Source organism: Pseudomonas sp. FME51 (assembly GCF_014897305.1).
The window spans coordinates 16,699-39,182 of the sequence record NZ_JABUYN010000004.1 but is presented as its reverse complement, the minus strand read 5'-3'; the positions used below and the strand labels follow the sequence as shown (position 1 = coordinate 39,182).

The following is a 22,484-nucleotide window of genomic DNA, read 5'->3' as shown; positions in this document are numbered from 1 at the left end:
TCAAAACACCTGTAAGGCATGGTTATCGCACTTGCGCCACCAATTGCTGGTTCAGCACCAGCACGTCATCTTCGGAAAACCTCCCCGCGTAGAACTGCAGCTTGGCGTAGGCCTGGAACCACTCCACGTAGGTGCGCAGTAGCTCCTGCCGCGCTTGGTAGGACTGGCGCTCGGCCTGCAAAGCATCGGTATTGGTACGCTCGCCGCCCGCTACGCTCTTGTGCATGGCATCGACCAGTGAACGGCTGTCGTCCACGTTCCGGCGCAGCGTGTTGGCCCGGTCGGCGCTGGTAGTGAATACGCGGTAGTACTGCTCCACCATGGTGGTCGTGGTGTCAGTAGTGCGGTTCAGTTCGAAGCGCGCCTGGTCGCGCCGGCTGTAGGCCTGGCGTGTGGAATAGAAGCTGGAGCCCCCACTGAACAACGGGATCGACACCTGCAGACCAATGGTGTTGGTCTTGTAATCACGGCCCTGGTTGTTCACGGTGTCCGAGACAATCCGGTCATGGGCGGCATAGAGCGACACCCTGGGCATGAACTGGCCCTTTTCCCGTTCGATGGTCTGGTCGTTGTAGCGGACCGCCAGCCTGGCAGCCTGCACTTCGGGGTTCTCCCGCAGGGCGTCGCTGACCAGCGTTTCCAGTTGACCGTTATGCAAGGGCGGCAGCGCGGAGTTCGGATCGATGGCCAGCAGCTCAGCCGCCTGAACCGATCCGCCCAGCAGCGCCGACAGTTCACGCAGACGATCGGCCAGGGCATTTTCATAGACCACCAGCTCGGCCTGGGTGGCCGTCATCTGGGTGCGGGTTTCGAGGATATCGATGCGCGTGCCTTCTCCGTGCGTCACCATCTGCTCATTGCCCTGCAGCATGTCCCGGTACACCTGCAACTGGTGTCGGGCAAGCTCCAGTGAATCGCGGGCCAGTAGTGCGTTCAGGTAGGCGTCGATCAGCGTCACGGCCTCTTGCTGGTACTGCAGCCGAAACTGCACTTCGGCATATTCGGACTGCGTCTTGCCCATCCGATAAGTGCTGATGGCGGAATAATCGAACAGGCTCTGCTCGATGGTCAGCCCGGTGCGACGTCCGTAGTAGCTATCCTTGGCGGTGTAGTCCTGATCGGGCATCCAGGGAAATTGACCGGGGATGGTGTAGTCCTCGGTTTTGCGCGTGCGGTTGCGCATATAGTTGATTGAAGCCTGCGGTAACAGCGCAGCTCGGGCAATGTTCTTCGCGTCACGACCCGCATCGCGGGCCGCCCGAGCCGCATGAATCTGCGGGTCGTGAAGCAGCATGCGTTGATAGGCTCGTACCAGATCGAGCCTGCCATCACTTTCGGCGTCCAGCTCCTGACGCAGGCCGGCCAGACTCGACTGCGGCTCGGCATGCTGCTGGTCAATCCAGGAAGGCGGCAACTGCAGGTCGACCTGCGCCCTGACTGGCCGCACATCCAGGATCAGCAGTCCCACGGCCAGTGCGGCAATCGAAATGGGGTATCTGACTTTGAGGATCTTGCTCAACGCTGCCAGGACGCCATTCATTGCTAAATGCAGGCGCGATGGCGTTTTATTACATGCGGTCATTCAATCCTCCGTCAATGCCAGACGGGTACGGTCGCGCAGCGGTTTGAGCAGGTAGCTCATCAATGTGCGTTCTCCCGTCTTGACGAAGGCTGTCACCGGCATGCCGGGCTGCAGCCACAACCCCGGTAGCAGCTCACGCCCGTCAAGCTCATCCACGCTGATCTCCACGTGGTAGTAAGGAATACCCTGGTGATCTTCCAGGCGGTCGGCCGATACCGTTTTCACGGTGCCTGGCAGCTTGGGGGTAGACGCGCGATTGAAGGCGGCGAACTCCAGCTCCACAGGCTGACCTGCATGAATCTTGTCGACCTCCTGCACGGGCAAGCGGCCTTCGACCATCAGCGGCTGATCCAGCGGCACAATATCCATCAGCTTGTCGCCTGCACTGACCACACCGCCCTGGGTGAATACCGCCAGGCCAGAAACGATGCCTGCTGACGGCGCCAACACCCTGGTATTAGTCACTTCGTACTGGGCACTATCCAGACGCCCCTGCAGGTCAGCCGTGCGCGTGCGGGTTTCAGCGAGCGCGGTGCGCAGCTCCTTCTGGTAGTCCTCCCGCTGCTGGATCAGCCGCTGTTGGTATTCCTGCACCTGGCTTTGCAGCAGACCCAGACGGCCCTCATCGTCGGCCACGGAACCGGCCAGTTGCAGGTACTGGCGTTCCGACTCCAGCAAGCGGTTGCGCGCTAACAGTCCGTCCTCGGCCAGGGTGCGCTGGCTGGTCAACTGCTGCTCGAAGGTCACCCGCTGCTGGCGGCGCGACTGCAGAATGCGCTGCAGGCTGTTGCGCTGATCGGTCGCGCCATGCACAGCCGCTTCCAGGCCGCCCAACGTGGCCTGCTGGGCACTGCGGCGGCTATCGAACAATTGCCGCTGCGCCTGAATGATCTCGGCAGCTTGCAGGCTGCCTTCGCGCTCGGCCTGCAATAGCACCTCATCGAAGCGGATCTGCTCCAATCCGTCTCGTTCCGCCATCAAACGGTTTTCACTCGCCAGGCTGCTCAGGTACTGAAAGCGCAGGGAGTCGAGTTGGTTGGTCGCCACATTGGGCTCCAGTTCCACCAGCACCTGACCCTCGTCCACCGCCTGCCCTTCGGCTACCAGGATGCGCTGCACCTTGCCGCCGGTGATCGGCTGCACCGCCTTGCGATTGCCGCTGACCACCACCTTGGCGTCCAGCGGCACACCGGCATCCAGCGGCGCGAACAGCGACCAGCCGAGAAAGCCGATCACCCCCACCAGCACGATCAGCCAGCCCAGACGCACATAGTGGCGGTCATCCACTGACAGCAGATCATCCTGAGGATCGATAAGGTCTTTGGTGTCGCGCATTGCAACGTCCATGCTCATTTGTGTGCTCATGCCCCCTCCCTGCGCGGTGTGAAGTTCATCGCCCCATAGGTCGGTATGGGCATGACGCGTGGTTGTGGCTGCGGTTGACCCTGTGGTTGGGCCGGGGCTTGAGGCTGGGAGTGGGGCGGTCTGGGCGGGGCGGTACGCTGCATGCGGTGCATCACTTCGGCCAGCGGGCCGAAGTCGGCCTGGGTGCCGCCATGCAGCACCAGCAGCTTGTCAGCCTGCTTGAGGATGTTGGACTTGTGGGTGATCAGCACCAGCGTGACACCCGCCTGCTTGATACGGGCAACGGCCTCGGCCAGCATGGCATCGCCCGCCTCGTCCAGGTTGGCGTTGGGTTCATCCAGCACCACCAGGCACGGCTCGCCATACAGGGCACGGGCCAAGCCTACACGTTGGCGCTGGCCGCCAGACAGGCCCAGGCCGTTCTCGCCCAGCCGGGTGTGATAACCCTCGGGCAATTGCAGAATCAGTTCATGCACACCAGCCATCTGCGCCGCGGCAATGACCTTCTGCTCATCCACCTCGCCGAAGCGGGCGATATTCTCCGCCACCGTACCGGCGAACAACTGCACATCCTGCGGCAGATAGCCCAGCAGAGCACCCAGCACCTCGGGCCGCCATTGGTCGAGCGGGGCGCTGTCCAGCCGTACCTTGCCGCGCAGCGGCTCCCAGGCATTGACCAGGCAACGCGCCAGGGTGGTCTTGCCCGCTCCGGAAGGGCCGACCACCACCAGCGTATCGCCCGCATCCAGCTTGAAGTTGATGCCGTGCAGCACCGGTTGCGTCTGGCTCGGCGGTGCGGCCAGCAGTTGCTCCACCGCCACCGCGCCAGTGGGCCGGGGAAAGTCCATGCCCTTGGCCAGCGGCGGGAAGTCCTCAAGCAGCTGGCTCAGACGTTTCTCGGCCTCCTTGACGCTGGTCCACTGGCGAGAAGCGCCGATCACCTGATCGATGGGCGCCAGCGCTCGGCCCAGCAGAATGGAGCCGGCGATCATCATGCCCGCGGTCATCTGGTGTTGCAGTACCAACCAGGCACCTATACCCAGCGCAAGGGATTGCACCGCCATGCGCAGGGCCTTGCTCCAGCCCTGTATCTTGGCCATGCGCACACTGGCAAGATTCTGTTCACGCACATAGTCCAGATGCTGCTTCGCCCAGCGGGCGCGCAGATTACCCAGCATGCCCATGCCGGCAATTACCTCGGCATTGCGCAGGTTGGCGCTGGCATCGCGCCGTGAGGCAATGGCCAGCGCTCCGGCCTTCTGCAGGTGCGGGCGGCTGAGCCGTTCATTGAGCCAGCCCAGCGCCATCAGCACTATGGTTCCGGCCAGCGCGAACCAGCCCAGCAGCGGGTGGAAATAGAACATCACCAGCACATACACCGGGAACCAGGGCGCATCGAACAGGGCAAACAGGGATTGGCCGGTAGCGAACTGGCGCAACTGCTGGAGATCTTCCAGCGGCTGGGCAGCATTGAGCTTGCCGGTCTTGAGGTTGGCGCTGAAGGCCGCGTCGAAGATGCGCGGCGACAGCTTGCGATCAAACCCGGTCCCCAGACGCAGCATGACCAGGCTGCGCACCCATTCCAGTGCGCCCATGAAGGCATACATGCCCAGCAGGATGACGGTGAGCATCAGCAGCGTCATCTCGTTGCCGGAGGCCAGCACCCGGTCGTACACTTGCAGCATATACAGGGCCGGCGCCAGCATCAGAATATTGATGACGCCGGAGAACACACCAATATGCGCAAAACTGCGTTTGTAGGTCAGCAGGGCGTTGGCTAATTCGCCACGCGCATCCCCCGCCGATGGGTTTTTACTCACTGTCGTCACATCATCAGCCTTTTTGCGGAAAATAAGACCCCCTCCCCGCTGAACGCAGGGAAGCCGAATTCCGCCCGCAGGTTTAATTTGCAGGCCATTCCGCAAGCAGCTAAAATGTGCAGCTTCCGGAAACGGAGTCTGGCCAAAGTGCGCCAGACCCCGGTACTACCTCCGGTTGAAGTGGTGGCTCTTCCCGCTAGAAAATCACCACCACCTCACCGGTCAAACCTCTTGCATTTCTGGAATGGCTGCTTACGCGGCCAGCAAGAGGTCGCTTTCGACTTCCGCCACTGGCGCGGAAGCGGTAACCACGCCACTGGCAGCGTAATCACCAGCCTCATCGTAGTACTCGAACGACAGACTGCTACCGTTGCTGCTTAGGTAGCTGTTGATGACGCTGATATCGTTACCAATGTCGATCGAGCCACCGGACACACCGCTCAGGTAGGCATCCAGCACGTACTCGAAGGTCGAAGAGCTGGAGTCCGCAGCTTCAAACGCCAAGTCGTAGATGATCGCCGAGTTCAGGGTGACCTGCTCGTAGTACTGCGGGTAGGAAACGAGGCTATCCCCATTGCCATCCACCAGGCTCGATGTGTTGATCTGGCTGTTGCCATTAGCACCGCCGAACAGACCGGCAACGTAGTCCACCGCCACGTTGAAGTTATTGACCACCAGCAGCGACTCGAACTCATCGAACGCGGTCAGCGTGCTCTGAGCCGGGGCGAAATCACTGTCGGCGCTGTAACCCAGGTAAAGAGTATCCAGACTGCCGGTGGTCACAAAGTTGTATGCCGTCTGGTTGGCGTTAAACACGGTATCCCACGAAAGGCCGTTCTCCGAATGCAACAAGTATTTACCACCAAAACCAGAGGTCAGGCCTTGGCCGGCATACCAGTTGAAATCGAAGATTTCGTAAGGGAGACTGCTACTTTGATCGTAGATTCCGCCGCCGGTATGGAACTGGCCATTGGTACCCAGGATAGATCCGATATAGTCCGCATTGTGGCTATTCTGGATCGGCTGCTCATTGTAGGCATTGAGCCAGTTGGTTACGTTGGTTTGTAACGACATTGCGTATTACCTCATTCAACAAGCCGGTCGCCACCCCGGCAAATGGAAGTCTCAGCCCGGATGGCTGAAGCAGCGAAAGCTTAAAATCGGTATTCCAGATTCGCCGTAATGGTTCGGCCGGGATAAAAGTTGTAGCCAAAGGAGGTCGGATTGGCATCCATCTCATCCGTCAGGTTGGCTACATATATGCCCGCCTTGAGCTGATCATTGAATTGATAGTTTGCAAACAGGTCATATTTAATTGATTTCGGCCATAGACTTCCGGTAATAAAGTCCGCCTTTGTCGGCAAGGTACCAGTCGAGATATTCTGCGCATTTCGATTTTGCACGAGATCGGGGTCATACCAGTAAGAGGCTCGTTGCTTGCCGCGATAATGCACGGTTGCACCCACTTCCAGTTTGCCCTGATAGGGGGTTATTGCAGCAGAAAGGCTTGCCTGGACCGGGTCGATGGAGCCTGCTTCCATCCAGTTCCAGCTGGAATAGCACAGACGGTCGCCTTTGCCTTCAGGGGTTATGGTTACGGATCTATCAGGATTATTAACATGCGAATAACCGCTCCCACTGGGATTCAGCCAACTGCATACCTTATTATTCCGACGCAAGGGCACCGTCAGATTGCCACGCACATAGAACAGTGGCTGCCGGTATGCCAGGTTAAATTCCAGTCCATGTTTATGAAAAGCGTTAAGATTATTCACACTGCCAACTTGGCCAAGATTGCTGGAGGTTGAATATGCACCATCAATAAACTGTACAGGCCCATAGACAATATAATTTTTGATGCGGTTATGGTAGTAACTCAAGCCAACACTGATCTGGTCATTTCTCACCAGCCAGTCATTTTTCTGATAATTAGCACCAACCTGAAACGACAGGTTTTTTTCCGGCTTTAAATGGGGGTTGGCGGTAAACTGCGTCCTCAACCAGGGACCACTCATATACATCTCATTGCTGGAAGGAGCGCGCTCGTTATAGCTAACCGAGGCGAAGGTGCTCAGGCCTGTATCTGGCACGGAATATTGCAGAGCGAAATGGGCTGATTTCAAATTATAGGTATGTTTGTGCTTACCCTCTCGCAGGTTTTCTTCCTGCAGGCTTTTTACTGGATCTTTAAGCAACTCCCTGGCCGACTCTGCTGCCTGTTCCGTAGCCATAAGTGCGGCTTCTTCCCGTGAGTATCCTTCTCTGCGATACTTAGCATTCAGCTGCCCATAAGTTAAGAGCGTACCGCCTTGCTTGATGTTGCCGGTGGTGTATACCGGATTGAGTGCGTCCAACTTTACCCGTTGATAGCCTATACCCCCACTGGCCTGCCAGGGGCCATCCCCTTCGGTGCTTAACGCCAGGGCAAAGCCATAGGTATCCGTGCGGGCATCGGTGTCCCATTTCGGGGCACGATAATCAAGATACCCCAATTCATGTTGGCGCTTTTCCCAGTATTCACCATCGGACAGGCTATCCACATCCTTGTCTGCACGGCGCAATTCCACCCCCGCATCCAGGCGGAGCGGCCCGAACAGCCCGGCATCGAAATGGCTGGCGTTGCTGAGCTTCAGACCGGTCGAGCCAATATCGACAAAGTAGTGCAGCGCCTCTCCCACAGAAGAAGTACCTGGATAACCAATCCAGCGCTGTTTACGGTCCTGGCTCTCGTGGTAAAGCTGTACCTCAGGATTCAGCCATTGAGAAAAATTGCCTGCATACTTCAAACTGATAACCTGGCTTTCCAGTTCGGCACCTATCGACCATGGTGTATCCGCCCAGCGCGCTTTACCTTCGCCCTCGGCATTGACTCCTGCCAGAGTAATGCTGGGTTGCTGATCGGTTTCATATTTGGCTGAATTGGCGGTGGCAAACAGCTCCAGCCTTTGATCATAGTCATCATTGAAAAAATGCCGTAGACGCAGCAACTGGGCGTCGGTTTTCCTTTGCGTTCCTTTCAGTTCCTCATCAGCCGCCTGTTTCAACCAGTCCAGCTGCTGCTCAGTGAATTGGCGGTTGTTCATCGGCGATCCCAACCCGCCGACTCCTGCAACACAATAACGGCAGGTTTGCCTCAGATGGGGGTCTATAGGGGAGCCTCCATGATGGAAAGTGATGTTATCTGCATGTGCATCGCGCAACATGGCACCCCGATCAAAACTCTGACCAATATGGTAGGCGTCGTTCTCGCTTTCTGCGGCCCCGATCATTACCTCCCAGCGCTCGCTGCGTCCACCCAGGAAAAATGACCCGGAAGGTTTTTGTCCGTTACGGTATTTGCTGAACCCGGTGGAACCGCGCACCATGCCACCAAAACTCTTGCCGGGGCGCAGGATGTCTTCCACATCCAGATACTGGAAATCGACCGAGCCACCCAGGCTGCCCAATGCACTCGTTCCGGTGCTGCCGCCTCTGCTGACATCAATGCTTTTCAGAAACTGCGGGTCGACAAAAATGGAGCCGGTCTGGCCGATGTCCCTTGTGAAAGCATGAAAATTCTGATTGATACCTTCCAGTGACTGCGCCACCCGACCATGCCCGGCAATGCCTTGCAGTCGTGTAGAAACCTCCGGAGCCGCATACAGGCTGTTTGTTGATACGCCGGAAATGCTATCCAGCAGGTCCGTCATATGGCTGGCGCCACGCCGCTCGATATCTTCCTTGCTGGCTCCTGCAGTATTGCCGATCTTCTTTTCTTCCTCGGCCGTCCCGACAACGGTCACGGCATCAAGAACGTGCACACCGTCAGAGCTGGTGTTTTCAGTGGCGTCGGCAGAGGGTAGCCTGGCATCTTGTGCCAGCACCGGGTGACCGGCCAGCGCCAGAGCAATGGCCAGGCATAACTGGCTGGGGCGCAGCCTCGGCCATTCGGCACCCTGGTTGGCGAGAGGCAGCACCTTGGCCTCCCGCTGCGGCCGTCTTTTCTTGCCGGGTAGCTTGTGCAGCTGTCCCCCGCCTCCTTCCTTGTGTAACACCAACTGAAAATTGCTCATGTGCGTCATATACTTAGTGTGAATTTTAATGCGAATGAGATGCATTTATACCAATAGGCAAAACCACTCCCTTTCCACCTGTGTTGGATGGGGTAGCTGTTCTCTGCTGTTGGTCTCTTCACAGGACCTGGCGATTCCAGAGGGATCTACTGCAGGCTACCCAATGCCATTGGCGGCTATTGAGAATGATTACCAAATACAATAAGGCGCGCTAACAGTTTCAACAAAAAATTTGACTTTTCGCGGATATTTGTTCGCTGCAACATTCCCACAGGCGCACGACGCCACCGAGGGCTCTGGCGTGGGATCTCGCAAGGGAGAGGTAAATCAGCGCTGGATGAGCGGGGCGTCGTCCGCCTGTGGGCGCACTCTGGGGCTGAGGCCCATGGCGCATTGCTTGGGCGTGATGCCGGTATGGCTGCGGAACATCCGGCTGAAGTGGCTGAGATGAGCAAAACCCACCGCAGCAGCGGTGTCGGTCACTGATGCGCCGCGCCGCAGCATAGTGATGGCGGCATCGATGCGGATGCGAATCAGGCAAGCATGAACGGAGGTGCCAAACATGGCCTGGAATCCTGTTTGCAGGCGGTTTTCATTGATCCCGACGGCGCGCGCCAGGGATGATACCTTCCAGTCGTCGCTATAGGAGGCCTCCAGCATGGCGCGGGCTTCGATCAGGCGACTACGGTCACTAGGAACCGGTAGGGCAACTTCCCGGTGCGTCATGTTCTCGTGCAGAAAGCAGGCAATGGCTTCCAGTGCCTTGGCGCGCATGAATAGATCCCGGGCAATGCAGGTGCCGTCATAGCCGCAGCCCAGGCCGAGCAGATCGCAACCCACCCGCTGCAAAGCGCTGGACGCTGGCATCACACCCAGGAAAGCATCGACATGGCTCTGGTCACCATTGGCGGTAAAGACCCGTCGGCGCAGATCATCCATCCGCAGACCGGTCAGTCTGGCCATGGAGTCCTGCGGCAGGTGAATGCAGACCATACGAAACGCGCTGTCGGATAGGCCGTCGAGCACATCCCAACCTGCAGTGTGCTCGCCGGTGGCCATGAGAATGGCCGAGCCCGCGCGGGCGTCGATCACCGATCCGTCATCAATGGCGGCCTGCATTCGACCTTCGAGCAGGATATTGATACTGAATGCGGGTGGTCCTTCTGCACGGAAAGCCCATTTGCTGCCGGGCCGCCCGTTAATGCAATTAATGCACAGGCCTTCGCAAGGCTGGTAGCTGCGCATGATGCGACTCCAGCTTTCATCTATGCCTGAAAGGCCATCTGCTTCCAGCTTACCCGGGTCCAGACTTGAACTGTCTGGCAGCGCATTTTGCGTCCTCACGATAAATATTTCCTGAAAACATCAAATTTTTAATGGAAACCGATAGCGCCACCTGCATATGGCCGTAATGATACTCATTCTAACTATATATGCAGATTTTTGTCGAATACGCAAGATCAGCACTGGCAATTGGGTTTTACCCGCACATTGCCGGATTTTTATCCAGGCCCCGGACCTTGAACATTTATGCCAAGTTTTACCCATGCTTTTCCACGCTTACGAGCGTGGCAGGTTTTGCCGGCAATCGCCGGCATCTACATCAGCCAGACCATCATCACCGCATTGACCACCCAGGCACTGCCCTCGCTGTTGCGCGATGCCGGAGCCTCCCTGCAGGTGGCCGGACTGACCGCCTTACTGTGGATACCCTGGGGCATTCGGTTCATGTGGGCGCCAACGGTGGAGCGCTGGCGTCTGCCTGCCGGGCAGCTGCAACGTCGCTCGCGCACGCTGATCATCGCCGGCCAAGTGCTGATAGCGGCCATCTTGCTGGGTTTAGGGCTGATTGCGCTGAGCGGGCACTTGTCACTTGCAGGGCATGCCGGATGGATTCTGGCTGGATTACTGGTGGCGGCCATGGTGGCAGCAACCACCGACGTTGCCAGTGATGCCTTTACTGTTGAACAGCTCGCCAGTCAGCAGCGCGGCTGGGGCAACGTTGCGCAGGTGGGCGGCAGCTATGTGGGGGCGATGCTTGGCGCGGGCGGTGTTCTGCTGGTGGCCGGAACGGTTGGCTGGCCGCAGGCGTTGATGGCGGCGGCGCTGGCGATTGTGCTGTTGAGCCTGCCGATGTTGTTGCTGCGCGAACCACCGCGCAGCGAAGCGCTGGCGATCAGTCATCGTCCTAGCCTGATGCATGCGCTACGCCGTCCGGAAATCCGCAATGGTTTGCTGTTATTGCTGCTTTCCAGTGTTGGCATTCGCCTGACGCTGGGAATGTTTGGCCCTTTCATGCTTGATCGGGGCATGACGCTGGAGCAACTCGGCTGGATGTTCGGTTCCTTGCATATCGGTGCCGGCTTGAGTGGTGCGGTTCTCGGCGGCTTGCTGGTGCGTTTCGCGCCAGGCTGGCGCGCCGTGTGGATCGGCGTGGCTTTGAAGGGCTGCGTGCTGGCCGCCTTGACCCTGGCGGCTCCGGTGGCATCCCTGCCGGTGCTGATCGTACTGGTCGGCTCAATGTTCGCCGTCGTGGGCTTGCTGTGGGTGGCGTTGTATTCGGCGCTCATGGGACTCACCTCGCCACTGCAGGCGGGGGTGGACTTCACTCTGTTCCAGAGCGCCGATGCATTGCTGGCCATGGCTGGCGGTGTAAGTGGCGGTTGGCTGGCACAGCATTTGGGCTACGAGGTGTGTTTTGGGCTGGCCGCCGCGTCGACGGTGATTGCTGTATGGGTGATCAGGCGTAAGGCTCCCGGCCTGGAGGACCTAGAGCCGGGGCAGGCACAGTATGCGTAAGGTAGATCGGGTGGATACCCCCGGCGTCTGGTCCATCATGCGGCCGGTGCAGGGCCAGATCCGCTTTGCGATGGTGCTTGCTGGGCTGGCTACGGCGGCTACGCTGGGCACTTTGTGTGCGCTGGCCTGGGCCGTGCATGAACTACTGCAGCAACCAGGGCAGTGGCCTTTGCCTCCCCTGCTGTTGGCAGTGGTGCTGACGGTGCTGGCTTATGTGCTGCGGCTTGCCGGGTTCAAGCAATCGCATTACGCGGCGTTCCGTCTGGAAACGCGCCTGCGCACCGATCTGGCCGAGCACCTGGCGCGGTTGCCCCTGGGCTATTTGCATCAGACCGGCTCGGGTGCTCTGGCCAAGGTGATGATGGATGATGTGAAGGCGCTGCACATTTTTGTCGCCGATAGCACGCCACTGTACGCCCGTGCCTATGTGGCGCCGGTACTGACCTTTGCGCTGCTATGGGTGCTGGACTGGCGTCTCGCTTTGACGACTGCGGTGGTACTGGCAGTAGGCATCGGCCTCGCTTCGTTGGCCATGCGCACCAATGCGGATATGACCCAACGCTATCACCTGGCAAGCGAAAATGTCAGCAAAGCGGTGGTGGAATACGTGCAGGCCATGCCAGTGGTGCGCACCTTCGATACCGGCACCAGTACCTTTCGCCGTTACCAGGATGCGCTCAATGCCTTCGTCGACGTGACGCTGCACTGGTATCGCATTGCGGGACTTTCCTCACGTCTGGCACAGATTCTCGTCAGCCCGCTGCCGGTGCTGGTGTGGCTGGGTGCGTGGCTGGTTAGTCGCGATGCGATGACAGCCACTACTTGGCTGACGGTGCTACTGGTGGGCACCGGACTGGCCGAATCGCTACTTCCGCTGATGTCGCTCAAGCATCTGGTGGCCAAGACCCAGATGAGTATCCACCGTATCCACGAGGTGCTGGCCGAGCCGGACCTGCCCATACCGAATATGGCCCAGGCAAGGGTTCCGGGCGATGCCAGTGTGCGCTTCGAGCATGTGGATTTCCGCTACAGCGAGGACGGGACTCTGGTACTGCAGGACATCAGCTTCGAGGTGCCACAGGGCAGTGTGACCGCGTTGGTCGGCCCCTCTGGTGCGGGCAAGACGACCGTCGCACGGCTTATCCCCCGCTTCTGGGATGTGAGTGCAGGCAGCATCCAGGTGGGTGGCGTGGATGTACGAGAGATGCTGCCGGAGATATTGATGCAGCAAGTGGCCTTCGTGTTCCAGGACACCTTCCTGTTTGCCGACACGATCGCCAACAACATTCGGCTCGGGCTGACGGGAGCGACCATGGATCAGGTGGTGGACGCGGCCCGGGCGGCTCAGGTGCACGATTTCATCATGACGCTACCCCTTGGCTACGACACACCGGTCGGTGAGCGCGGCGTCTTCCTTTCCGGTGGTCAACGGCAACGCATCACCATTGCTCGCGCCATTTTGCAGGATCGCCCCATTCTGGTGCTGGACGAGGCTACCGCCTTTGCCGATCCCGAGAACGAGGCGGCGCTGGTGGCGGCGCTCTCACACCTGATGCGTGGCAAGACGGTGCTGATGGTAGCGCACCGGCTGTCGACCATCCGCGATGCGGATCAGATTCTGGTGTTTGACAAGGGCACGTTGCAGGAGCAAGGCCGACACGAGCAGTTGGTGGCGCAGAACGGTGTGTACGCGCGGCTGTGGCGCAACTATGAACAAGCACAAGACTGGGCATTAGCTGGAGGACGAGCATGAGCGCCCCACAACACATCGCGCAAGCCGCGTCGCACATTACCCCGCTGCGCGAGACCTGGCGTCTATTGATGCAAGCGGCGCGCAGTCGAGCGCCACAACTGCGCGCCAGTCTGATCGGGCTATGCGTGGCTGCAGCCGTGCAGGGGCTGGCTCTGGCTTGCCTGATGCCCTTGTTCCAGGCGCTGATACCGAATCCCGAATGGTCTGCGGCATTTCCGTGGCTGCTGACAATGATGGGGCTGATGCTGGCCACTGCTGTCATTCGCTGGTGGGCGCAGGGATTCGACTACCGCGGCGACATGGTGCGCAATACCCATGAATTGCGTAGTGAACTGGGCGAGCAGTTGCGCCGCATTCCGTTGGAGATGCTGCAGGACAAGCGTGCCGGCGGTGTCAATGCGACGCTGTTGGGCAATGTGGACGAAACCCTGAGCTATACGTTGACGGTAGCCAACATGATGGCTACCGCCCTGGTCACACCGATTGCAGTGGCTCTGGCAGCGCTGTGGTTCGACTGGCGTCTGGGGTTGCTCCTGCTGCTGGTATTTCCTCTACTGATTCCGCTGTATCGCTGGCGGCGTCCCGCCTACGGTCGTGGCATGCGCATGCTGGTCGAGGCCAACGAACGGGCCAGCGCTGACATTCTGGAATACACCCAGGGCTTGCCGGTATTGCGTGCCGCCTGCTGCGTAGGTGAACGGGCCGAGCGGCTGCAAGCCAGCGTCAAGCATCTGGAAGTAATCCAGACCATCGGTGAAAAAAAGGGCGCCAAGCCAAATCTCATTCTTGCCACGGTGATGGAACTGGCAATTCTTTCTGTGGTGTTCGTCGGCACCCTGTTCGTGGTGCAAGGCACGCTGGACGTGGCCATTCTGGCTGCGCTGCTAGTGATCGTCGTACGCTTCGGAGAACCGCTGGCCACCTTCGTCCTCTATGCCAAGATCATTGACCTGATTGAGTCAGCGCTGGGGAAAATCAATGCCATGCTGCGTATCAAACCGTTGCAGCAGCAAGTTCCCATCCAGACTCCACAATCCTATGAAGTGCGTTTCGAGGACGTCGGGTTCAGCTACGCCAGGGCCGGTGAAGCCACGCTGAGCGAGCTGAATGCCCAGTTGCCCGTCCACAGTCTGACTGCGCTGGTTGGACCGTCCGGTTCGGGCAAGACCACGGTGACGCGCCTGCTGATGCGCCACGCCGATCCGCAGACGGGACGTATCACCATCGGTGGTGTCGACGTGCGCGCCATCGCGCCTGAACAGCTCAACGCACTGATCTCGGTGGTGTTCCAGGACGTATACCTGTTCGACGACACCATTCTCGCCAATATCCGCATGGCCCGCCCCGATGCCAGCAATGAGGAAGTGGAGCGCGCCGCCCGCGCCGCGCATTGTCATGACTTCATCTCTCGCCTGCCCGCTGGCTACGCCACCCGCGTAGGTGATATCGGTGGACGGCTGTCCGGGGGCGAGCGCCAGCGCATCAGCATCGCCCGCGCCATTCTCAAGAACGCGCCCATCGTGATCCTGGACGAACCTACCGCCGCACTGGATACCGAAAGCGAGGTGGCCGTGCAAGCGGCGATCGATGCCCTGGTGCGCGACCGCACCGTGATCGTCATTGCCCATCGCCTGTCCACCATCGCCGCAGCAGACCAGATCCTGGTGATCGACGGCGGTCGGATGGTCGAGTCGGGCCAGCATGCCGAGCTGTTGGCGAGCAATGGGCGCTACGCCTGTATGTGGCAGGCCCAGCAGAGTGCCAAAAACTGGCATGCCGGGATGGCCCGATGTCCTGACGAAGAGGCGTTCGTATCATGAGAAAAGCGATCAAGCCATCGTACCTTGAGGCCAGAAACCGCCTGGACGCGATAGGTTTAAAGCCAACGCTGGCGCGCATCACCGTGTTGCAAGTTCTGCTCGAGGCTCCTGAGCACTGGAGCAATGCGCGGGATGTGTACAAGGATCTGACCCAGCGTGGCGAAGTCATCAGTCTATCCAGCGTTTATCGCACCGTTAGCGAAATGCTGTCCTTCGGGCTGCTGCTGGTGCAAACAGATCTGGATGGCAAGCGCTACTACCGCATGAATATCAGTGAGCATTCGTCCTTGCATTGGGTGCACTACAAGGACGCCGAACAGCCGTTGCCATTCTTTGATGAAACCCTGCGCGAACGGCTCGCCGAAGTCTTGTTCAGCGCGGGGTTATCGCTCGATGACACGCCCATCACGGTCCATGTCGCGTCGTCCCAGCTGGATATTCCCACCCCTTCCTGTCGCGAGCATCGGCGCACACCTGCGACCGTCGAGCGCTGAGCATTTTTCTATCGGAGATAACCCCATGCCCCCTATCGGAGATAACCCCATGCCCCCCTTCAGGCTTCGCCTACTCAGCTATGCATTGATTTCCCTCACTGCTGTGGGATGTCTGGGTGCTGCTCATGCACAAGACTCTCTACAGAACGAAGACGATGTTTACGCCCTTACCCCCGTCGTGGTGTCGGGCAGCAAGCGTAACGAAACTCTGGAGCGGTTCAATGGTGCCGTCAGCGTGGCTGATCGATTTGTTCTGGAAGACGCGCAGGTGGAGTCCACCTTGGAGTTGGACCGCGTTTTCCCCGAACTGTATATGTCGCACAGCGCGACCTTCCTCTTTCCGATCATTACACTGCGCGGTGTGACATCGGCGCAGGATTTCTATAACCCGGCACTGACGGTCTATGTGGACGGCGTGCCTCAGTTGCCGATCTTTGCCGCACAGTCGCTGCTGGGCGTTGAGCAGGTGGAGTTGCTCAAGGGGCCGCAAGGCACGTTGTATGGTAAGAGCGCGCAGGGCGGTGTGCTCAACATCGTTACGCACAAACCTAATAACACACCGGAGTTCGTTGCCCGCGGCGGTGTTTCCAGCCGCGGTGGCTATCAGTTGCAGGCTGAAGGCTCGGGGCCATTGGTGCAGGATCTATTGTATGGCTCTGTCTCCTTGCTCACCAATGACGTCAATGGTGATGTGCGCAGTGATGTCATCGGCAGCAACCGCCTGGGCGGCGTGCGTTCGCGCGCCGGCAACGCCAAGCTGAGACTGGCGCCAACCGGCAGCCCTTGGGAACTGGGGCTATCCGCAGGGCGCGACTGCGCAACGGGAGATCAGGAGGTATATACCCTTTATGATGATTACAAGTCCCGCAGGGCTTATGTGCTGCCGGACCTGCCGCACGCCTATCGGGATTTCTATCAGCGACGCTGCGCCAACAGTTTTTCTGCCACCGGGCAATATGATTTCGATATCTGGCGTCTGAGCGTTATTGCCAGCAGCCAGCGAGCTGACACAACACGCCGCTGGCCATTGGACGCCTACTTCCCGCAGTTTGCCGAGGACTGGAAGCAGAACACCCAGGAAGTGCGCATAGCAACGCGCAGGGCCGAGGACGGTGAGCAGCAGCCTCGCGCCTGGGATGCCGTGTTCGGCCTGTATCGGCAAGAAGTGGATCTATCCAGGGGGTATCAGTTTGATATGGTACTGCCCAGCTTCTACCGCGTGGTGGACTCAAACTCAAGCAATCGTAGTGAATCGCTGGCGGGTTATGGTGACGTAACCTGGCATCTGACGTCCAAGCTGGATCTCACCACAGGGCTGCGCTTCTCCCGCGATGAAGCCAGAACCAGCTTTCAAGGCGACCAGATGGGCACTGCTTTTCAGGGCAGAGCTTCGGGCAGCCAGAATACCTGGCTCGGCCATATTGCCGCAGGCTATCAGTTCGCCCCGCAATGGCGCGGCTATGTCAATGTGGCTCAGGGTTACAAGCCGTTGGGCTATAACCTCGCGCCATCGAACGTGGAGGATGCCAAAGGCTATGGCCGCGAGCGCTCGATCAGCTATGAGGCAGGAGTGCGCTATACGGGCCGGGACGTGCGTGCCAGCATGGCCCTCTATCGTGTGGACAGCAAGGACGTCCAGCTCTACGGCGACGGCGACTTCGGTTACCAGACGTTGAAGAATGTCGGTGATACCCGTTCCCTGGGCGTGGAATTCAATACCGAATGGGATGTCTCCCGGCAATTGACGCTGAGTGCCGGCGGCTTCATCAATGACGCCACCTTCCGCCGTTTCGAGGATTCCAGCACCTGCACCGGCTGCAAGGACAACGACGTACCCATGGCGCCCCGGTATGGTCTGACCCTGTCGGCCAAGGGCAATGTGCCGGTGGGCCAGACGATCCTGCGACCACAACTGACAGTGCGCCGCACCGGAGCGCATTACTTCGACAGCGCCAATACATTGCGTCAGAGCGCCTACACCCTGGTCGATGCGGGGCTGGCCTGGAGTCCGACCAGCAACCTGGAATTGATGCTCTATGCGCATAACCTGACTGACAAGGCGTATCGCTCTTATGGGTTTTCGTACGGGGCGACGGGAAACTTCGCGCAGGTGGCACCGGGCAGGACCGTCGGGCTGACGGCCACTTATGCCTATTGAGCGGGCTACAGTATCTATCGCCGCTCGTGGAGAGCGGCGATCCCTTGCCATCAATATGTCGGAGCTGTGACCCAAAGAATAGAAATGTTTTTATTAAATTGGTAAGCAAACAATGGATATGGAACGGGCAGTTAATGTCTCCAAGCTTGATTTAAATGGTCAACCATTACTGAAGAGCGCCATGCAATCGTTGGAGTTTGGTCGTGAGGTCGATATCGTCCATTCACAAGCTGGCTTGAAATCCAGCTTGGAGCCGAAGGAACGCCGAACACGAATCACTGCCTGTAGGTTGATAACTTGGATTGGTCAGCTGCTTTTGGGCATCGCGCTCTTTTCAGCGGGTGTTGCCCTGATGATTCCCTTGTTTCTATGGGCCATGGCGCAGCCCTTGGTTTGAGAGCTCCAAGCTGCTGCGCTACCACTTGCTTGTATTTGATGCTTCAGATTGAGGCAGTAATAAACCACCAAACCGAGCTATAGGAGCGGTATGCCATGCATGAGAGAACGATCAATCTCCCCACACTGGGAGGTAACGGAACTGCATCGTCACATCAATGGCAACCACTACGCTGCGAGCTTGAATCATGAGTCCGTCGAAAATGGCGCTTATGACGTCAAAACAACACGCTGTGCGGCGTTCAGAGGTTTTCAACATGAAGCCACTGATGGTTGCCTATATGGCCTGCACCATGGCGATGATGGCATTCGTGTCGCTGCTCGGGCCGATCGCGCGATCCCTGCAACTTTCCGCATGGCAAGCCGGTGCTGTGGTCACTGTGGGAGGTGTTCTTTGGATGCTGTTTTCGCGGCCTTGGGGTGTGTTGAGTGACCGTCGCGGACGGCGAACTGTGCTACTGAGCGGAGTTGGTGGGTTCATGCTGTCCTACTGGGCGATGTGCGCTTTACTTGTCGTAGCACTACAAGTATTGCCCGCTGCCAGTCTCGTGTTCGCAGGGCTGCTTATTACACGCGGGGCGATCGGGGCCTTCTATGCCGCTATCCCGGCGACCGGCCAGGCGCTGGTCGCCGATCACATGGCGCCGGAGCAACGTGCTGGGGCCATGGCTTCGCTCGGAGCCGCCAATGCGATTGGCCTGGTCATGGGCCCAGCATTGGCGGCTGGGCTGGCCCGATACGGTTTGGGCTTGCCGCTGTATGCTACGGCAGTACTTCCCCTGCTGGCCTTCGGCATCCTGTGGCGACAGCTGCCCCGCAACGAGCAACTCGTCGGGTCATCATCAGAAGCGCTCGGCTTGGGGGATGCACGGCTGCGCATGCCGATGATCGTGGCCTTTGTCGCGATGTTCAGCGTTGCAATCGGCCAGATCACAGTGGGTTTCTTTGCCATCGATCGTTTGGGGCTGGAGCCGGGCCCGGCTGTGCGCGCTGCCGGAATGGCGTTGACGCTGGTTGGTATTGGTCTAATTGCCGCACAACTGGTGGTGCGTCGGTTGCACTGGGCGCCACAACGGCTGATCCGTGTCGGCGCTCTGGTTAGCGCCGTTGGCTTCGGTGCCGTTGCCTTGGCAACAACACAGTGGATGTTGATGGGCTGCTTTTTCGTCGCAGCAGCCGGGATGGGCTGGGTATTCCCGGCTTTCTCGGCACTGGCCGCCAACGCTGTGCAGGCACATGAACAAGGTGCCGCTGCTGGTTCTGTTGGTGCAGCCCAAGGCTTGGGCATCGTGCTGGGGCCACTGATTGGTACTTTGCTCTACGAAGTTGGACCCGGTGTCCCTTACATGCTGGTGGGTGTGCTGCTGGCATTGGTGGCGTTATTGAGGACGTTCAATTCTCCGGCCCAAAGGCCGCGTCCTTCGAAAACGCCACTGTAGGCATTGATCAACCACCAAACCGGTGAAAAACCTGCGAGCGGGTGATAGCCGGATTACTCAGTCCGAGGAAATACCGATGGCAAAAGATGACGCAGATAAAGCGGTTGGCACTAGCTTGGCCCAAAGAGGTCTTGGGCTTCTGGAGCAGGCATGGGCTTCTCAATGGGCATTACGGCTAGCCTGTGCCGTGTTGTTCCTGGATATGGCCATGATGCTCCGTGTCGGCCGAGGGTTGTGGCAGTGGTCCGCTGGCGATATGGAATTGCTGCGCGATGTGGGCTGGCTTTCGCTCGTTGTTGTCGCCTTCAGCCTGTCTGTTGCCATTGTGCTCCCGGTTGTTCTTTTTGTGCTGCGTCCGTTGGCGATCTACATCTGGTACGGGCTCGTATCGCTACTCCCCTGGCTATTTAGACCTGACGTTCGACTTTATCAGCGTGGGATCGGATATGTGCCAGCTCAGGCCTTACGAGATGCAGCTTTGCGTGAAAAAGATCCGTTTTTGTTCCGCTTATATGAGGAGTACGAACAAACGAAAGAAGCTGGTAGAGCTTTCCGCGAACAGGCCGGCGAGCTGACTGCTGCTGCGGTTATTCTCGCGCTGCTGGATTGGGTCATTGCTCATAAAATACCGGGTAGCGTGAGCCTGATTGATGCCTTTTATGGTGCGTTGGGTGCCCCGGCTCACCTCGTCGCTATAGCTATCTTGTTCTGTGCTGGAACCATTGTGAAGTTAGCCTGGTTTACAGATGCGGGGCCTGACTACATCTACTATCCGCCATTGGATCGCGAGTTGCGCAACAAGGAAACCAACCCCGCCTGGAGCGCCAAGGGTGAAAACTAGAGCAATTCCAAGTCGGTCCTGTGTATCTCTGGTGTTATAGAACGCGGAGATATGGATTATTCGGTGGCACCTCCTCAAATAGATGCTTGGGGTCTTCCAGTAGATAGCCATGCAACCGCCGTGATTTGCGCGGCCCGGTGACCTCGCAGGTCCAGATGTTGAGCCCGCTACTCTGTTTGCGATGCACCAGGAGCTTCTCGAAGCGCTTCTGTATCCATTGCCAGTCCGCTATCGAGGTTTGTTTGGCAAGAAACGCGGTTTGAGGATGCTCCTGCGCATAGCGCTGGAAAAGCCCAGGGCTGACGAGATAGACCGTATCGGCTACCGTGTGCACCAACGCCTTGGCATCATTGATGATGAGCTTGCGGCTCTGGATACCTGTCCTGAGCCACACAAGGAAATGCTCTGCTGACGGCGTTGCCGTCGCAGGCTTTTGTTCAGCATGCCGATCTTCCGAACTTGTGGTCGGCTGCTCGATAGAGGGTTCTGCTGCAAGCGCGTTGGCGTCATCGCCGTCTCCTGGGTGCGGGCGTGTCACGGAATCAGCATTGGCTGATTCAGAAGAGGATGCTTCATCAGTCAGCATCGCAAGCAGTTCACCAACCACGTCCGTCGCTATATCTTGATGAGGTAGTTCGATGGCAGGCTGGCTGACACCCTCTTGAGCGCCTGAAAGTGGGGCGTCTTGTGGTTCAGTGCCCAGCACGGTCGCAGATGGCCTCGCTCCACCGGTCACTTGAGCTGGCTGCTCCTGTGCCCCATGGTCAACGACGACCGTACCAGAAAAAGAGGCGGGCCTCTCCCCCGCTTCCCAAATCAATGCAGGCGCCAGACGCAGCAAGGTGAATGAGTGGGACCAGCCCTTGTCACTCGTCACCGTTGCTTTCCAGATGGCCTTACCATCAGCTGTTGGTTGGAGCATTCCGTGATCTTGTAGCACGTTGAACACGGCCGTGTTATTAGCGGGAATGCCGTCGATGCCCTGAGACAAGAGATGAGCACGCAGCTTGTCGGAAACGGTCTTGCTGACCAGCCACAAGGCTTCATCAGTCAGCCAACCATCAGAGGCCTGGGGTTGATTAAGTTTCAGTTCCTCGCGCAGCAAGTAGCGTAGTCCCTCAAGCAGTTTGCGCTGCAAGGCATGTTTTGGTGCTGCCATAGCCTTGGCCGGGTCGCCGCCCAGCGCTTGTGCAACGGAAGCTTGGTCCGCTTTGCTGACCAGTTCGCCCAATACGCCTGCATGTTCGTACTGGCCGGCCAGCACGTAGAGCAACGATGCCCACAACGCCGGGTAACCACTGAGCCAGTCAAGAATGTCCCCATCGAGCACCTGTGTGTAGAGCAGCCCGGTGGCGGCACTGTGCAGCCGATACTCTCGGTCTTCCCGGTAACGAAAGCGGTACGGTTGGGTGAGTGGGCCGTGCCAGGGGTGCCATGTACTGCCGCCTTCGAGCTCCACATGCAGATCCACGGCGATCTTGCCGATATCGTGCAACAGCGCCGCATAGGCAGTGGCTGCAGTCCAGGCTTCAGCCTGGGCGGCCTGGTCTTCGGGTGTTGTTCCCACAGGCAAAAGATGCAACTGGCGCAGTTTCAAGGCATAGGCGACTATCTCCAGTCCATGATCGAGCATACCGCCAGTGTAGGCGTGGTGATGACTTTCCGAGGCGGGAAACAGCTGGACCAGCTCGGCATAGCGCTCCAACGGTTTGCGGTACAGCGAGATGAACTGCTGGCGTGAGAGTGAAGTGCGTTGCCAGATATGTTCCAGCAGCCGCTGTCGGCGCGGCGTCGCCAGTAAGGACGCGGCCGGTTCCGGCCGCGTCAGCCCTTTCGGAGTGGCCGCCGGGGCCGGCTCAGGTGGTTGCGACCGTTTGCGCTGGAACAGAGCAAGCATCGTCCTGGCCTGAAGTACGCGCTGAGCCGGGCCTTTTCCTTTTCCGAGTAAAGCCTTTCCCCTTGTGT

General features: G+C 58.8%; 15 protein-coding genes. 8 read left to right on the top strand and 7 right to left on the bottom strand.

What is annotated here, in order from left to right; translation table 11 throughout:
• Window positions 1–22: 22 nt before the first annotated feature.
• The 6 genes from INT39_RS08505 to INT39_RS22795 all read right to left on the bottom strand — a co-directional run bounded on the left by INT39_RS08505 (window position 23) and on the right by INT39_RS22795 (window position 10,163).
• The gene (locus INT39_RS08505; protein ID WP_193073489.1) at window positions 23–1,582 is read right to left on the bottom strand and encodes a TolC family outer membrane protein; all 1,560 of its coding nucleotides are present in this window, start codon (window positions 1,580–1,582) and stop codon (window positions 23–25) included.
• A complete protein-coding gene (locus INT39_RS08500; protein WP_226944635.1) occupies window positions 1,583–2,947 on the bottom strand; it encodes an HlyD family type I secretion periplasmic adaptor subunit in 1,365 nt (454 codons plus the stop codon).
• Entirely contained in the window at window positions 2,944–4,767 is a 1,824-nt protein-coding gene (locus INT39_RS08495) for a type I secretion system permease/ATPase (RefSeq protein ID WP_319021334.1), read from the bottom strand. Before INT39_RS08495 ends, INT39_RS08500 begins: the two co-directional genes overlap by 4 nt.
• A gap of 252 nt (window positions 4,768–5,019) precedes the next feature.
• Window positions 5,020–5,841 carry a hypothetical protein gene (locus tag INT39_RS08490; protein ID WP_193073488.1) on the bottom strand — a complete coding sequence of 274 codons (822 nt, stop codon included), beginning with the start codon at window positions 5,839–5,841 and terminating at the stop codon, window positions 5,020–5,022.
• 80 nt (window positions 5,842–5,921) lie between these two features.
• Window positions 5,922–8,819, bottom strand: a complete 2,898-nt coding sequence (locus tag INT39_RS08485; protein ID WP_193073487.1) for a TonB-dependent receptor domain-containing protein — start codon at window positions 8,817–8,819, stop codon at window positions 5,922–5,924.
• 327 nt (window positions 8,820–9,146) lie between these two features.
• Window positions 9,147–10,163, bottom strand: a complete 1,017-nt coding sequence (locus tag INT39_RS22795; protein WP_193073486.1) for a helix-turn-helix transcriptional regulator — start codon at window positions 10,161–10,163, stop codon at window positions 9,147–9,149.
• Window positions 10,164–10,349: 186 nt separating this feature from the next.
• Between INT39_RS22795 and INT39_RS08475 the strand changes: the two genes are divergently transcribed.
• The 8 genes from INT39_RS08475 to INT39_RS08440 all read left to right on the top strand — a co-directional run bounded on the left by INT39_RS08475 (window position 10,350) and on the right by INT39_RS08440 (window position 20,519).
• The gene (locus INT39_RS08475) at window positions 10,350–11,618 is read left to right on the top strand and encodes an MFS transporter (protein ID WP_193073485.1); all 1,269 of its coding nucleotides are present in this window, start codon (window positions 10,350–10,352) and stop codon (window positions 11,616–11,618) included.
• Window positions 11,611–13,371, top strand: coding sequence for an ABC transporter ATP-binding protein (locus INT39_RS08470; protein ID WP_226940218.1), 1,761 nt, complete (start codon window positions 11,611–11,613; stop codon window positions 13,369–13,371). The genes INT39_RS08475 and INT39_RS08470 overlap by 8 nt, the downstream gene beginning before the upstream one ends.
• Complete coding sequence (locus INT39_RS08465) at window positions 13,368–15,191, top strand: ABC transporter ATP-binding protein (protein ID WP_193073484.1); 1,824 nt, start codon at window positions 13,368–13,370, stop codon at window positions 15,189–15,191. Before INT39_RS08470 ends, INT39_RS08465 begins: the two co-directional genes overlap by 4 nt.
• Window positions 15,188–15,685: a Fur family transcriptional regulator gene (locus INT39_RS08460; protein ID WP_226944634.1), complete on the top strand. Its 498-nt coding sequence runs from the start codon at window positions 15,188–15,190 to the stop codon at window positions 15,683–15,685. Before INT39_RS08465 ends, INT39_RS08460 begins: the two co-directional genes overlap by 4 nt.
• Before the next feature lie 25 nt (window positions 15,686–15,710).
• Window positions 15,711–17,843, top strand: a complete 2,133-nt coding sequence (locus INT39_RS08455) for a TonB-dependent receptor (RefSeq protein ID WP_226944633.1) — start codon at window positions 15,711–15,713, stop codon at window positions 17,841–17,843.
• A 112-nt stretch (window positions 17,844–17,955) separates the two neighbouring features.
• Entirely contained in the window at window positions 17,956–18,240 is a 285-nt protein-coding gene (locus INT39_RS08450; RefSeq protein ID WP_193073482.1) for a hypothetical protein, read from the top strand.
• 256 nt (window positions 18,241–18,496) lie between these two features.
• Entirely contained in the window at window positions 18,497–19,678 is a 1,182-nt protein-coding gene (locus INT39_RS08445; RefSeq protein WP_226944632.1) for an MFS transporter, read from the top strand.
• A gap of 76 nt (window positions 19,679–19,754) precedes the next feature.
• On the top strand, window positions 19,755–20,519 hold the full coding sequence (locus INT39_RS08440) for a hypothetical protein (protein ID WP_193073480.1): 765 nt from the start codon (window positions 19,755–19,757) through the stop codon (window positions 20,517–20,519).
• 34 nt (window positions 20,520–20,553) lie between these two features.
• Here the strand turns inward: INT39_RS08440 and mobH are convergent, their stop codons facing one another.
• A complete protein-coding gene (mobH, locus tag INT39_RS08435) occupies window positions 20,554–22,416 on the bottom strand; it encodes a MobH family relaxase (protein ID WP_193073479.1) in 1,863 nt (620 codons plus the stop codon).
• Window positions 22,417–22,484: the final 68 nt, after the last annotated feature.